The sequence below is a fragment of the Pseudomonas sp. RW409 genome, from assembly GCF_003184125.1.
Classification (GTDB): domain Bacteria; phylum Pseudomonadota; class Gammaproteobacteria; order Pseudomonadales; family Pseudomonadaceae; genus Aquipseudomonas; species Aquipseudomonas chlororaphis_I.
In genome coordinates this window covers 350825-365376 of the sequence record NZ_QHHP01000002.1, presented here as the reverse complement: position 1 = coordinate 365376, position 14552 = coordinate 350825, and the positions used below count along the sequence as shown (strand labels likewise).

Annotated in this window: 11 protein-coding genes; 4 read left to right on the top strand and 7 right to left on the bottom strand. The window is 60.0% G+C overall.

The window, feature by feature from the left end; all coding sequences use genetic code 11:
* Positions 1 to 30: 30 nt before the first annotated feature.
* From DK261_RS01735 to DK261_RS01715, 5 genes are all read right to left on the bottom strand, one after another.
* Positions 31 to 804: an OmpA family protein gene (locus tag DK261_RS01735; RefSeq protein ID WP_096374995.1), complete on the bottom strand. Its 774-nt coding sequence runs from the start codon at positions 802 to 804 to the stop codon at positions 31 to 33.
* Between the two features lie 14 nt (positions 805 to 818).
* Complete coding sequence (locus tag DK261_RS01730; protein ID WP_096374996.1) at positions 819 to 1232, bottom strand: DUF4398 domain-containing protein; 414 nt, start codon at positions 1230 to 1232, stop codon at positions 819 to 821.
* A gap of 276 nt (positions 1233 to 1508) precedes the next feature.
* Complete coding sequence (locus DK261_RS01725; RefSeq protein WP_110175204.1) at positions 1509 to 2264, bottom strand: carbonic anhydrase; 756 nt, start codon at positions 2262 to 2264, stop codon at positions 1509 to 1511.
* Positions 2265 to 2379: 115 nt separating this feature from the next.
* The gene (locus DK261_RS01720; RefSeq protein WP_110175203.1) at positions 2380 to 2817 is read right to left on the bottom strand and encodes a chemotaxis protein CheY; all 438 of its coding nucleotides are present in this window, start codon (positions 2815 to 2817) and stop codon (positions 2380 to 2382) included.
* Positions 2814 to 4019: an EAL domain-containing protein gene (locus tag DK261_RS01715; protein ID WP_110175202.1), complete on the bottom strand. Its 1206-nt coding sequence runs from the start codon at positions 4017 to 4019 to the stop codon at positions 2814 to 2816. Before DK261_RS01715 ends, DK261_RS01720 begins: the two co-directional genes overlap by 4 nt.
* Positions 4020 to 4521: 502 nt before the next feature.
* Between DK261_RS01715 and DK261_RS01710 the strand changes: the two genes are divergently transcribed.
* The 4 genes from DK261_RS01710 to DK261_RS01695 all read left to right on the top strand — a co-directional run bounded on the left by DK261_RS01710 (position 4522) and on the right by DK261_RS01695 (position 9564).
* Complete coding sequence (locus DK261_RS01710; protein ID WP_110175201.1) at positions 4522 to 5046, top strand: fimbrial protein; 525 nt, start codon at positions 4522 to 4524, stop codon at positions 5044 to 5046.
* A gap of 115 nt (positions 5047 to 5161) precedes the next feature.
* Positions 5162 to 5842 (top strand): molecular chaperone, encoded by a 681-nt coding sequence (locus tag DK261_RS01705; protein ID WP_110175200.1) that lies wholly within the window; start codon positions 5162 to 5164, stop codon positions 5840 to 5842.
* A gap of 119 nt (positions 5843 to 5961) precedes the next feature.
* Entirely contained in the window at positions 5962 to 8532 is a 2571-nt protein-coding gene (locus DK261_RS01700) for a fimbria/pilus outer membrane usher protein (RefSeq protein ID WP_110175199.1), read from the top strand.
* 30 nt (positions 8533 to 8562) lie between these two features.
* Entirely contained in the window at positions 8563 to 9564 is a 1002-nt protein-coding gene (locus DK261_RS01695; RefSeq protein WP_110175198.1) for a fimbrial protein, read from the top strand.
* 676 nt (positions 9565 to 10240) lie between these two features.
* On the opposite strand, the gene DK261_RS01690 is transcribed toward DK261_RS01695, so the two are convergent.
* Together DK261_RS01690 and DK261_RS01685 are read right to left on the bottom strand one after the other, a co-directional pair.
* Complete coding sequence (locus DK261_RS01690; protein ID WP_110175197.1) at positions 10241 to 13888, bottom strand: transporter substrate-binding domain-containing protein; 3648 nt, start codon at positions 13886 to 13888, stop codon at positions 10241 to 10243.
* Complete coding sequence (locus DK261_RS01685) at positions 13888 to 14514, bottom strand: response regulator transcription factor (protein ID WP_110175196.1); 627 nt, start codon at positions 14512 to 14514, stop codon at positions 13888 to 13890. The genes DK261_RS01690 and DK261_RS01685 overlap by 1 nt, the downstream gene beginning before the upstream one ends.
* Positions 14515 to 14552 lie beyond the last annotated feature (38 nt).

Sequence of the window (14552 nt, the reverse complement as noted above, 5' to 3'; positions counted from 1 at the left end):
GAGCTTCAGTGCCTTGGTCCAGCCGTGCCGTCAGCCGCGGCTATCGACTGCCGCCGCACCGTTGGAAATGATCACCTCGACCCGACGGTTCAACTGGCGCGATTGCGCCGTGGTGTCGTCGGCCACCGGGTATTCCTTGCCATAGCCCTGGGTGAAGATGCGGTTCATGTCGACGCCCAGGCGCTCCAGGGCAAAGGCCACGCTTTCGGCGCGACGCTCGGAGAGCTTCTGGTTGAAGGCATCGCTGCCCACGCTGTCGGTGAAGCCTTCGATGCGCACCTTGCGCTCGGGGTTGTTGATCAGGAAGTCGGCCAGTTGCTGGACGTTGCGCTGGTTGCCGGGCTTGAGGCTGGCCTTGCCGGTGTCGAACAGCACGTCGCCGAAGGTGACCACCTCGCCCCGTGAGGTCTGCTTGGCGTTCATCGCCTGCAGGGCCTTGAGCTGCTGGGTGCGCACATCCAGCTGGACCTGGGTGCGCTGCACGTCGATGTTGCTCAGGCCGGCCTCGGCCTTGCGCCCGAGAATGGTCTGCTCGGCCAGGGCGATCTTCTGCTTGGCCAGGTAAGCCAGCTGGTCGATCTCGGGAGAGCGGCGATCCTGTACCGAGGTCAGGTCCGCCTTGCCCAGGGCGATAAAGGCGTCCTGGGTTTCCAGGGCGGCCAGGGTGCTCGACTCAGGCTTGCTCTGCAGCTCTGAGTAGAGCTTGCGCGCCTCGACCAATTGCGGGTTTTCAGGGGTGGCCGCGCAGCCTGCCAGGACCAGCGCGAACGCGCACAGCGAAGGGAAAATCAATGAAGTTCGCATGGAAAATTCCTCGGTTAAAAGATCGGTGAGGCTGGATTCAGCCCAGCATCAGGCGCCTGCAGCATTTCCTGCTTGAGGACCTGGATACCGGTCTGGGCATCCTTCAGTTCTTTCTGCAGTTTCGCGGTGCGCGCCATGCGCTCGGCCAGGGCCGAGTCCGCCTCGATCTGCTCGGCCAGGCCCTTGGCCTTGCCGAAGTTTTTCTCGCCGAGGGCGCGGTCCATCAGCACGGTCTTGTCCTGCGCGGTCTTCATCTGTACCGGCGCGTACTGGGTCGCCCCGGCGGACACCGCGCGGCTCAGGGCATTCCTGGCCAGGGACACCTGTTCATCCGGCGCCGGTGCGCTGGCGCAGGCGCTGATCAATACCGTGCCGGTGAGCAGGGAAGCCCAGAAAATGGCTCGCCGACGTGCATGTTTAGTACTCATAAAGTTCTCCAGATGTTCTCTACCAGCCAGTGCTCGAAGCCCTCTTCACTCAAGTGAGAGGCAATAGGAATCCACATGCGCATCACTCACGGGCAATGCACAGTTGCTGACTGATGGTTCATTGGGCCGGTGGATCGATGATGCTCATCGGCACGCTCAGCGGATCAGCGTCTGGCGTGTCGACCAGCGCTGAAGAGCTGTACCTCATCTTGCGTGAGCACCCAGGCAAACAACCGAGGCAACGGCCTCAGTTGCTGTATGAAATTTCCCAAGACGTCAGTCTTCGTCCACTTCGCGCTGATTAACCGGCTGCGCGGGGCGATGGTTGTCGGGAAACAATTGGTGGATTTTCTGGATTTGCGCCCTGGAGAGTTCAATGGGTTGTTCGAACAACACCCATTGCACGCCCTCTGTGCAGGGCGGCGTGGTCAGTGAGCCGGTGTAGAAGACATGGTGGCTGTTGGCAGGCAGCAGTGAACCGAGATCAGGTGCGTCCTTGGCACTCAGGGTCGCTTCCTTGCCCTCGCGATCAGGCAGTTGCTTCCACAACCCGGCAAGCGCCTGGTTGTTGTGCCCTTGCTTGACCATCAGCCCGATGACCAGCAAGTGGCCGTCCGGGTCCTGGTTGACCAGGTGCACCTCCATTGGATAGGCGCGATGGTCGATCCGGTGCTCGCTGGGCGTATGAAAGTGGAACTGCGCCAGGCGGTATTCACGGCCCTTGAAGGTGACTGATTCGCCGTCGATCACGTTGGCCTGAATGGTATGGCCATTGTTGACGACTTTGAGCGACGACACGCCATAGCCGATGTTCAAGTCCGAGGCGCTGCCTTTGACGGGGCGAACTTTTTTTATCTCGACATCGATTGGAGACTGTTGCGCGCCTTGGGCACAGAGTTCGCTGCCAAACTCGCCCCAGTGTGCGGGGCCATGGTCGCCATGGTAAGTCCAGTCGGCCGCAGTGGCGTGCAGGCTGAACAGGGAAAAACACAATGGACCGAACAGATAAACCGGACGAATAAATGACTTCATGGAGCCTCCTCAATTTTGATGAACAGCCAAGTTCGACTGACACGCATCCATAAGTGACTCATCCACTGGCAATGCACAACGGCTTGCTGAAGGTTCATTGGGCCGGGTGGACGGGCTAGGCTCGAACGGGCGCGTGCAACCAGGGCAACGCTTTCAGGCTGGCCCATTGGGATGGCGGGTCGATGATGCTCATCAGCACGCTCAGCGAGTCGGCGTCTGGCGCATCGGCCAGGCAGGCACGCACCGGCTGGTCCGGGCTGTGCAGCATCAGCTCGAGCGATGGCGCGGGGCTGTCGTAGAACAGCGCATGGCGGATCTGCGGACGGGCGCGACAGAACTGCTGCATGTCGACGCCATGGGGCAAGGCCAGGGCCTTGTTGACGATCAGCAGATCGAACGACGGCTGCGGGCCGCTGGTCAGCAACGCCAGCTCGTCGAAGGTGCGGATCGGCGCGATGCGGTAGTAGTCGAGGCGATTGAGCAGCTTTTCGATGTGCAGCAATTGCTCGTGGCGCTCATCGGCGATCAGGATGCGCAGGGCTTTGTTGGTCATGCGCGCTGGCTCCGCTGTTGTCCGCCTTCGAGCCAGCGCAGCAGGTCGCCGCTGCTCATGGGTCTGGCATACCAGTACCCCTGGCCTTGGGTGCAGCCCATGTTCAGCAGGTGCTGGCGTTGCTCGTCGGTCTCGATGCCCTCCACCACCACCGCCATGCCCAGGGCTTCACCCAGCGCCAGAGTGCTGCTGACCACCGCATGGCAACGCGGCTCCTGGGTCAGCGCCTGGACGAACCCGGCATCCAGTTTGATTTCGTTGAAAGGCAGCTGGAGCAAACGCTGGAGCGAAGAAAAGCCGCTGCCGAAATCGTCGATCGACAATCGGCAGCCCATCATCCGCAAGCGATACAGACACTCCAGGCTGGTTTCCGGCGCTTGCAGCAGGCCGCTCTCGGTCAACTCGAAAGTCAGGCTGGAACCGCGCGCGCCGTACTCGCTGAGCAAGCTGCGGATCTGCGAAGCGAGGGTGCCGTTGGACAATTGCCCGGCGTGCAGATTGAACGCGAAGTTGAGGTCATGCCCCAGCGCCCGCAATTGCTGTTGCAGCGCCAGCCCCTGGTGCAGTTGCTGGCTCAACAGCTCATCGAGCAAGCCGTCGCGTTCCAGCACCGGCAGGAAACACGCGGGCGACAGCACCTTGCCGGAGGCATGCCGCCAGCGCGCCAGCACTTCGACCCCGGTGATCTCCCCCGTCTCCAGGATGAATTTCGGCTGGAAGAACGCGCACAGCTCGTGCGCCGCCAGGGCCTCGCGTACCTGAGCCTCATCCGGAAAGATCTCCGGCGGCTCGGGTGATGTTCCGGTACGCGGCACAGCGCAATGCTTTTTTAGCAAACGCTCCAGGGCTTCGTAGGGCAGCGGCTTGCCGATATCGCCGAGCAGTTCCAGGTTCAACAGGGAAATGATCTGCCGCACCGTGCGGCGCAAGTCGGCGGACAGCGAGCTGCTGATGATCACCGACCCCACCTGCCCCGAATGGCCGACCGCCTGCAAAAACTCCAGGCCATCCATGCCGTCCATGCGCAGGTCGCACAGGGCGATATCCACCGGGCCGACCTCGTCCAGCACCGCCAGCGCCTCTGCGCCGTCCGCGGCCTGGAACACCTCCGTACAGCCCAGTTGCTGCAACATGCTCACGGCAATGGCGCGCTGGAACGAATGATCTTCAAGGACGATGACACGCAAAGTAGAAACAGGCATTGGACCCACCCACGACAAGTGCTGGACGCCAATCTTGCGTCACTGCCCGGGGAAATAACCGAGGCAACGGCCTGAGTTGTTGTATGAAATTTCCCAAGGGTCGCCGTGGAGATAAAAAGGCCGGGTAAAAAGTGCCGGGTAAAAACTGCTTATAAAGAAAGCCTTTAAAAAACCAGTAAAGGCAGGGCAACTAATAGAACTCAATAGTTACCACCACCCTGATAATCGAACGCCACACCCCTTGGCCATTTAATACTTTTCTGGCGTTGCCTGGCGCTTGGGAAATTTCCTACACGTTCTGCTGAATCTACTTCTGTGGCGCTGTTTTGAAAGCTGTGAACATTGCTGCAACTCTTCTACAGAACCAGGAGAGTTCAGACTCCGACTATATATGCACACAGATAGTCGACCTGAATATAAAGCTTGCAAAGCAACCGTCAGGTGTCTGTGTTGTTGACCAAACGATGTGCAAGAACCTACTTAATCTGAAAGGAACACCGTTATGAAGAAGAGTTTGATCGCTGCTGCACTGCTGGCTGGTTCGGCAATTGCAACCATGGCCAATGCCGCTGACGGCACCATCAACTTCACCGGCAACATTACCGACGCTGCTTGCACCGTCACTGCCAACACCGCCAACCAGACCGTCACCATGGGCACCGTCGCTTCTTCGGCACTGAATGCTGTCGGCGCTACCGCGGCTCCGTCGCGCTTCAACATCGTGCTGACCGCCTGCCCGGTAACCGCCACCAGCGCCACCGTCAAGTTCGACGGCCCGGCCGACGCTGCCAACAGCAGCCTGCTGGCCCTGACCAACACCGCTGGCGTAGCGACCGGTGTCGGCATCGGCCTGTATGAAAAAGACGCCGTCACCCAGATCCCGGTCGGTGGTGCATCGGCCAGCCAGGCGCTGTCGACCACTGCTGACACCACCTTCGAGTTCTTTGCCAAGTACGTGGCCACCAACGCTACTGTCGTAGCCGGCTCCGCGAACGCCGTCAGCGACTTCACCGTTATTTACAACTAAGTCGTAAAGCCCGGGCATTGATTCATTGAATGCCCGGCCTGACTGCCTGATCAAAGTGCCCCCTCTTCCCTGGAAGAAACAGGGAATGAGGGAGCCACTCAAGGAGCATTTATCAATGCATTGGCTCAAGTCCGTTTGTCTCGCCGGCTGTCTCTTGGGTATTGCCCAGGCTTCGTGGGCCGGCGTGGTGGTGGGCGGGACTCGTGTGGTGTATGACGGCTCGAAAAAAGAAGCCTCCATCTCCGTCATGAACCCGGAAAAAACCACGCCCTACCTGATGCAGTCCTGGGTCGAGGAGGCCTCGGCCGGCGGTACCCGCAAGGCCCCTTTCATCATGACGCCGCCGCTGTTTCGCCTCGATCCGGGGCAGGAAAACGTGCTGCGGATCATCCGTACCGGTGGCACCTTCCCCGACGACAAGGAATCGGTGTTCTGGGTCAATATCAAGTCGATTCCCGCTTCGGAAAAGTCCGACGCCAATCAACTGCAGATTTCGGTAAAAACCCGCATCAAGTTGTTCTTCCGCCCGACCGGTTTGTCTGGCTCGGCCAGCGATGCCTATAAATCCCTGAAGTTCAGCCGATCCGGCAATCAACTGCAGGTCAATAACCCAACGCCTTATCACGTTTCTTTTTATCGTGTGAGCGTGGGTAAAGACGAAATTACCAATGCCGGCATGGTGGCTCCACAAAGTTCACTGACCTGGACCATTCCGGCCGGTGCGAGCGGTGCCGTAAGTTGGCAGGCGATCAATGACTTCGGTGGTATTTCTGCGGATGCCAGTGCCCCCCTCTGATCAAGTTCAGAGGTCTGCTTTACCCCTCCTCGTTTAATTAACTATCAAACCGCTGGATCAACTGCCCGCAGCCAGTGGGAGTGGCGTGCGCGTCATAAAGTTGAGTGGAGTTTATTGACATGAAAAAACATTATCTGAACCCTGCGCCACGGCCAAAGGCCAATGGCCGTTCATATGCTTTCACTCCCACTCGCCTGGCAACACTGATCGCGGCCCAGTTCGTGCTGGGGATAAGTTTGCAACCCGCCTCGGTATGGGCGGAGGACTATTTCAACCCTCACGCACTGGAAATAGACACCCCCGGCCAGCAGTCTGTCGACCTTGAGCGGTTTTCCAGCCAGGGCGGGCAGCTTCCCGGTACTTACCGGGTCGATATTTTTCTGAACGACACTCGCATCAGCAACCGTGACGTCAATTTTGTCGATGTCGAGGGCAAGTTGCAGCCCGAGTTGACGCCGCAGCAATTGAAAGACATGGGCGTCAAGCTCGAAGCCTTCCCGACGCTGCAGCAACTGCCGGCCACGCAAACCATCACGAAGCTGCAGGACTATATTCCGGACGCCAGCAGTCGGCTCAACTTCGGCGAGCAACGCCTGGACATCAGTATTCCACAAGCGGCGCTGACCAACGAAGCCCGTGGTTATGTGGACCCCAGCACCTGGGACCAGGGGCTGACGGCTGGCCTGCTGAACTACAACTTCAGCGGCGCCAACACTTCGCGCGACAACCGTTCGGGGACCGATGACAGTTATTACCTGAACCTGCGCAGCGGCTTGAACCTGGGGGCGTGGCGGCTGCGCAACTACTCCACCTACAACCAGAGCAACGGCAAGAGCAACTGGGACAACGTCAACAGCTATGCCCAGCGGGACATTCACTCGCTGAAGGGCCAATTGACCCTGGGCGACAGTTCGACCCCCAGCGATGTGTTCACCAGTGTCCAGTACCGAGGCGCGCAGCTGGCGTCGGACGACAACATGTTCCCCGACAGCCTGAAAGGCTTTGCCCCCGTGGTGCGCGGTATTGCCCAGAGCAACGCCCAGGTCACCGTGCGGCAGAACGGCTACATCATCTACCAGACCTATGTGCCGGCCGGTGCCTTCGCGATTACCGACCTCTACCCCACCTCGTCCAGCGGTGACATGGAAGTGACCATTACCGAGGCCGACGGTACCGAACGACGCTCCCTCCAGCCGTTCTCCGCGGTGCCGGTGATGTTGCGTGAAGGGCGCCTGAAGTACTCGCTGACCGCGGGTGAATACCGCTCGACCGCCAGCGAGAGCAGCACACCGACCTTCGCCCAGGGCACGCTGATCTACGGTATGCCTTACGACTCCACGCTGTACGGTGGCTTGCTGGCGTCCGGAAAATATTCCGCCACCAGCCTGGGGGTCGGCCACGGGTTTGGCGACTGGGGTTCACTGTCCACCGACGTGACCCAGGCCAAGACCGAATTGCGCGATGGCTCCCGGCATAACGGCCAGTCGTATCGCATTCAATACGCCAAGGACATCGCGGCCACCGGCACCACCTTTACCCTGGCCGGTTACCGCTACTCCACCAGCGGTTACTACGACTTCCAGGAAGCCAATGAAATCGACCCTGGCAACTTCAACGACTGGCGCCGCACCTATAACAAGCGCAGCAAGGCGCAGATCAACATCAGCCAGTCGCTGGGCGAGTACGGCAACTTCTATGTCAACGGTTATCAGCAGGACTTCTGGCGGCAGAAGGGCTACGAACGCACCCTGAGCGCCGGTTACAACGTCAGTTATAACGGTGTCAGCTACGGCGTGGACTACACCTACAGCCAGGCCCCGGTCTACGAAGGGCGCAACAGCAAGGATCAACAACTGTCCTTCAACGTGCAGGTGCCGCTGGAGAAAGTGCTGCCTAACAGCTGGGTTCGCTACAACTTCAACACCAGCAAGAAGGGCAATACCACCCAGGATGTGAGCGTGGGCGGCACCGCCCTGGCGGACAACAACCTGAACTACAACGTGCAGCAGGGTTATGCCAACCAGGGCGTCGGCGCCAGCGGCAGTGCCAACGCCAACTACAAGGGCACCTATGGCGAGGCCCGCGCCGGCTACAACTACGACAGCAGCTCGCAGCAGGTGAACTACGGGGTCCAGGGCGGCATCGTGGCCCACCCTTACGGCGTGACCTTCTCCCAGGAACAAGGCGAAACCATCGCCCTGGTCCGCGCACCGGGCGCGGCGGATGCGAAGGTGCAGAACAACACCGGGGTGCGCACGGACTCGCGCGGTTACGCAGTGGTGCCCTACGTCAGTACCTATCGCAAGAACCGTGTCGCGCTGGACAGCGAAACGCTGCCGGACGATGTGGACATCGACACCAACACCCAGACGGTTATTCCCACCAATGGCGCCGTGGTGCTGGCCAACTTCAAGACTCGCGTCGGCAGCCGCGTGCTGATGACCCTGACACACCTGGGCAAACCGGTGCCGTTTGGCGCCACCGCCTCGCTGGTGCAGGAAGAAGACGCCATGGACAACAGCGCCATCGTCGGCACGGACGGCCAGGTGTACCTGAGTGGCGTGCCGGAAAAAGGCCAGTTGAATGTCAAGTGGGGCGATAGAGCGAATCAACAGTGCCTGGTCAAGTTCAATTTGCCAGCGGCAGACACTTCGTCATCGGTGCAGACGTTGGATAGCGTTTGCCAATAATTCAGCAACATAAAGAACAAAGGTAACAACATGAACATTAATAAAATATTATTAAGTGGTTTATTTTTCATCCCAGGCCTGTACTCCATGGCTGCGCAAGCAACATGTACTTTCCTGTCAGGCAGTGCAACCGACGCTTCGGCTGTCAACTTCGGGAATGTTATTATTCAGCGAGATGCGCCTATTGGTTCGGTTGTGGCCACTACAATCTCGAATGTATTTAATAGTCGAGGCAACTTTATTCATTGCGTTACAGCCCCCCCTCTCACTTTACGTTGGTCGACGGAAGGAACGTCCTCATTTATTCTCAATGGTGAACAATTATTTAATACTGGAATTTCCGGCCTGGCACTGCGAGTTACCAATAGGCCATATGGGGCGAATGGTTATAGCGGAAACTTCCCGAGAGATTACACCTATGGTGGATGTACCGCGAATGTGCCGACGACATGGCGGCGGTATTGTGGAGTATCTTGGGGAGCTGGGGTTCAATTTGATTTAGTCAAAGTTTCCCACCCAACGGGAAGTGGTGCATTAGCAATACCCGGTCGATTTCGTGCCAGCATTGTTAATGAGACCTTTGTATATTCCTATAACGTTAGCAGTTCCAATGTCTCGACAGTCGCGTGCTCGGTAACCAATACCTCTATTAATGTCCCCATGGGCAATGTACAACGCAGCACATTTACCGGCGTAGGGCACGAAGGGAATCCGGTTCAGTTCTTTATCCCTCTTGACTGCGACGCCGCCACTCGGGTCAATTTTAAAATTGATGCAACCGCTGACAGTTCTGGCGTACCTGGGGTGATGGCAATCAACTCATCTGCCACGGGTAATGCCGCCAGCGGAGTGGGAATAAAGATCACACGCAGTGGTGCACCAGTGGCGTTTGGTACTGTGATCCCGGTAGGAACAGTTGCGAATGCCGGTATGTTCAACATTCCGCTTATTGCCCAGTATTATCAGACCCTTCCCAATGTCACGGCCGGTCAGGCGAACGGTACGGCGACTTTCACCATGACCTACAACTGACTCCTTGCCTGTACTTATAATGTGCACTCCACAAAGTGGCGTGCACATTTTTTGTTTTCATTAGCAAACTTCCTGCCCGCACTCTCCATATTGCATTCAATAATAAAATGCAGTTTAAAAAGTATTTCCCTCTTGATCGGCCGAGTGCCTGATCACAACTAATCCCCCTACGCTAGTTCTGCTTTTGTTTATCGAGCAGTTCGTCAATGACTGCCCGGCATGAACAGTCCGTCAAAACCGCCTGCACCTGCCGCGAAACGAATCCTCTTGCGTTCCTTACCTGCAGGTCGAGAGGCCAGCAGCCATCATCTGCCTGTTCCCTATCAAGACGACTCGAAGCCCGGCTCTGGCAACAGGAGTCGGGCGCACCCCAATCGCCCCCGAAACCCTGGGCATTCATGCTCGTTCGTTCGATTAAATACTGGTGGTATCAGGGCTCAGGAAGATGACTGCGGAGCCAGTGTCGGCACTTTGATGGAGGGTAACGGGGGAACTTGATGTGGGGCGATGCGGCAGTAGCGTCTGCCTAAAGGTGTGTCAGTACAGCCAGGAAGCGTTCGGCGCCATCGCTCGATCACTGACAGGCGCCGATGTAGCGGTTGCAAGTTCAAAAAACCGCTTCAAGCCAGCTGGCGGCCTGAACCCTGCGTTCAACAGGGGCTCAGGCCACATTGGCTTAGCGGATCGCCAAGGACTCGGTGTAATTGTCCAACGCCGCCGCCAGCGCCGACATTTCCTCTCTCAGAGCGTTGCCAGCCCGTCGCAGGGCATGCTCATCACTCTTCGCTTCACAAGCCGACTCCAGTTGCTCGCAGGCCAGGATCAAACGCCGCGCCTTGACGATGCGCGCGCCGCCCTTGACCTTGTGCGCCAGGTCCGCGAGTTCCTGCCAGTCCTGGGTGGAGCAGTCTTCGGCCAGCCGGGCCATGTCCTGCTGGTTGCTGACGGCCAGGTCGTTCAACAGCTCGCGCATGGCCGCCTGATCGCCACGCACCAGTTTTTCCAGGGAGGCGAAGTCGATATCGTCGGCCTGCGCCGCAGCCACCTGCTCCGCCGGCGCCTCCACCACAGCCGCTTCGAAGCGGTCCAGGCGCTGCTTGAGCGATTCCAGGCTGATGGGCTTGAACAGGCAATCGTCCATGCCTGCCTCCAGGCAGCGGGTCTTTTCATCCGGCTGTGCGTTGGCGGTAAAGCCGATGATCAGGCTGCGCGCCAGCCCACGGTCCGCTTCCTCGGCGCGGATGGCGCGGGACAAGGCATAGCCGTTCATGATCGGCATGTTGCAGTCGGTGATGACCACGTCGAAACGCTGCTTGCGCCAGGCGCGCAAGCCATGGGCGCCGTCCTGGGCCTCGACCATTTCGTGGCCGAGGTAGCCCAGTTGCTTGGACAGCAACATGCGGTTGGCCGGGTAGTCGTCGACCACCAGGATCTTCAGGGGCCGCTGCTGCGTTTCTGCAACCTCGGCGCGTTGTTCAGGGGGCAAAGGTTCGAGGACCGGCACCTGCAGCAACACTTCGACCTGGGTGCCCTGCCCCAGCACGCTGCTCAGTTGCAGCTGGCCGCCCATCATTTCGCACAGGGTGCGGCTGATGGCCAGGCCCAGGCCCGAACCGCTGCGGCCGGACTGGTTGTTGTTGCTGGCCTGGGTGAAGGGGCTGAACAGGCGCTGCTGGTCTTCGCTGGAGATGCCCTGGCCCGTGTCTTCCACCCGCAGGCGGATCGACAGCGGCTCGCCCGGGCTATCGGCCAGCACCTCCAGGAGCAGGCGCACCTCGCCTTCGGCGGTGAACTTGATGGCGTTGCTGACCAGGTTGGAAATGACCTGCTTGAAGCGCAGCGGATCGATCGACACATCGCAATCGGCGCGGGCATCCAGCGCCAGCTCCAGCCTCAGGTGTTTCTGCTCCGCCAGGCCCTCGAAGATCCGCGCCACCGACCGGACCAGTTCCCGGAGGTTGGCCCGGCCCGGGGTCAGCGACAGCTTGCCGGACTCGATCCGCGCGATGTCGAGGATGTCGCCGATCAGGTCCAGCAGGCCGTGGGCGGCCCCCGACGCGACCTCGATGGCAAAGCGGTCGAGCACACCCTGGTCGGACTTTTTCAGGGCCAGTTCGAGCATGCCGATCACCGCGTTCAGCGGCGTGCGGATTTCATGGCTCATGGTCGCCAGGAAGGTGGTCTTGGCCCGGTTGGCTTCCTGGACCATGCCCAGCAGTCGCTCGCGCTCGCTGACATCGATCCAGCCGGCGATCATGCCGATGACGGCCCCTTCGCTGTCCCTGTACGGCAGCATCCAGTGATAGATCGTCAGCCGGCGTCCATCCGGCAGCAGCAGTTCGCGGTCCTGTATTTTCGGCACACCGTCGCGCAGCACCTGCAGGTATTCATCGTGGTAGGCCGCGGCTTCTTTACTGTCGGCAAAGATGCCTTCGGTGACGCGCTTACCCAGCACCTCTTCGCTGCCCAGGCCAAAGACTTCGAGATAGCTGGCGTTGCAGATCACCAGGCGCCCCTCGAGGTCGCGCACGTAGATCGGATGCGGCGTGCCGTCGATCAGCACCCGCTTGAATTCCAATTGGTTGTTGAGGGCCCGCTCGGCCACTTCGCGGCGGTGGATCAAGCGGCGCAGGTAGGCGATCCAGAGAAACGCCAACAGCAGCAAGACACCGGCGATAAAGAAGCCCTGGACGATCGCGCCCCGATTGCGCAGCCAGAAGGTGTCGTCGATCACCACTTCACTGCGCCAGCGCCCGGTGATCTCGGCCATTTCTTCCGGCGAGATGCTCAGCAGGGCTTTTTCCAGGATGGCGTACAGCTCCAGGTCGCCACGGTTGGTGACGAAGGCAAACCGCGCGGGTTCGATGCCCACGGTGCTGGTGATGTGCAGGCGGTCCCGATACTGCCGGGAAATCATGTAGCGGGCGCTGAGCAGGGAGTTGGCGCCGGCATCGACCTCGCCCTTGGCGACCATCGCCATGACCTGGGCGGCGTTGTCCGCATAGACGATCTGGATTTGCGGAAAGTGGCTGGCGATGTAGTCGGTGAGGAACATGCCGCGAATGATCGCCAGGCGTTTGCCGGCCATCTCGTCCAGGGTCGCCGGGCTGCCGGGTTCGCCGCGGTTGATCAATACATAGGGCGTCGACAGGTAAGGCCGGGTGAAGCGCATCTGCCCTTCGCGCTCGGCGCTCGGGGTCAGGGCCGCCAGCAGGTGGACCTTGCCGGCATGCAGGTTGTCGATCTGCCGGGCCATGGAGGTGCCGCGTACCACGTCGAACTTCAGGCCGGTACGCAGGCTGACCTTGGCCAGCACGTCGGCGCTGACGCCGCGCAGGGCGCCCTTCTTGTCGAAGAACGACAGCGGCAGGAAGTTCTCCATTGCCGCTACGGTGACCCTGGGATGCTGTTCCAGCCAGCGTTGCTCCTTGGGTGTGAGGTGCAGGCGGTTCTGCCCCGGGATATTCATCTCGGAGGAACCCCAGCGGCGCAGGATGGCCATGCGCTCGCCGATGGGAATCGCCGCGATGGCGGCGTTGGTGATGTTCAGCAGCCGGGTGTTGCTGGCGGACAAGGCAAAGGCAAAGCGGCTGCCCTCCAGCCGCGAGAAGTCGGTGAGCTGGACGTTGTTCAGGTAGTTCATGCCGATCAGGTAATTCGCGCTGATGGCATCGCCGAGGTAGGCGTCGGCCTTGCCGAAAGCCACGGCACCGATGGCGCTCAGCGTCGAAGGGTAAAGCTGCAACTCGGCGTCGGGATAGGCGCGACTGACGCTCTGCGGCGGCAGGTAGTGATACAGCATGGCGATCTTCTTCCCCGCCATATCCGCGACCAACGCAGCGCCGCCATCGTTGCGGGTGACGATCATCGGCTGGTCGTCGGCATAGGCGGCCGACATCACCAGCTCGGGGTCGGTCTCTTCAAAGCCGTTGGCGGTGCCCAGCAGGTCGACCTCGCCCGCCTTCAACGCACGGATCAGCTCCGCCCGGGAATTGAAGCGGCGCACCTCTACCTGGACATGCAGCAGCTGGGCCAGCAGCCCCATGTAGTCAGCGGTCAGGCCTTCGTAATCGCGACCGTTGCCGGTGACGTCGAAGGGCGGGTAATCCGGCGCCGACACCCCGAGGTACAGGGTTGCCTTTTTGCGCAGCCAGCTCCAGTCCGCCGCGGCCAGCTCGACCTGGTGCTCGCCCAGCGTGGAACGCCCGAGTAATTGCAAGGCCTCCGCCTCGGGCTCGGTAGCGGCAAAGGCCTGCGCGCCTGCGAATACCGGCGGCAACAGAAACAGGGTCAGGCACAGGTACAGGCGCAGTGGATTTTTCATCAGATCAGGTTGTTACGTTTGGCCAGTTCCGACAGATGCACCAGCGAGCTGACATTGAGCTTCTCGATCAGCCGGGCCTTGTAGGTGCTGATGGTCTTGTTGCTGAGCAGCATGTCGTCGCCGATCTGCTTGTTGCTCAGGCCTTTGGCAAGCTGCTGGAGGATCGACAGTTCCCTGTCGGACAGGCTCTCGATCAAGGCCTGCTCCGAGGCATCCACATCCGTTCGGCGGACCGAGTTCAGGGTCAGGTCCGGGAAGAAGGTGTAGCCGGACTTGATGGCGTTGATGGCCTTCACCAGTTCGTCCAGGTCATCGGCCTTGGACACGTAGCCGGCGGCCCCGGCGCGCATGCAGCGCATGGAAAAGAACACCGGGGACAGGGAGGTCAGCACCAGCACCTTGACCGGCAGCTTCAACGCCGAGATGCGGCTGAGGGCATCCAGGCCGTCGACACCGGGCATGGAGATATCCAGCAGCACCAGGTTCGGCTGATGTTCACGGGTCAGCTGGACGGCCGAGGCACCGTTGTCGGTCTCCGCCACGATCTCGTACTGCTCTTGCTTGAGGATCATTCTTACGGTCGAACGAATGAACGGGTGATCGTCCACAATCACGGCTTTCAGCATAGGAGCCTCTGGAAAAAGGAGTAACGGAACTGAGTCGG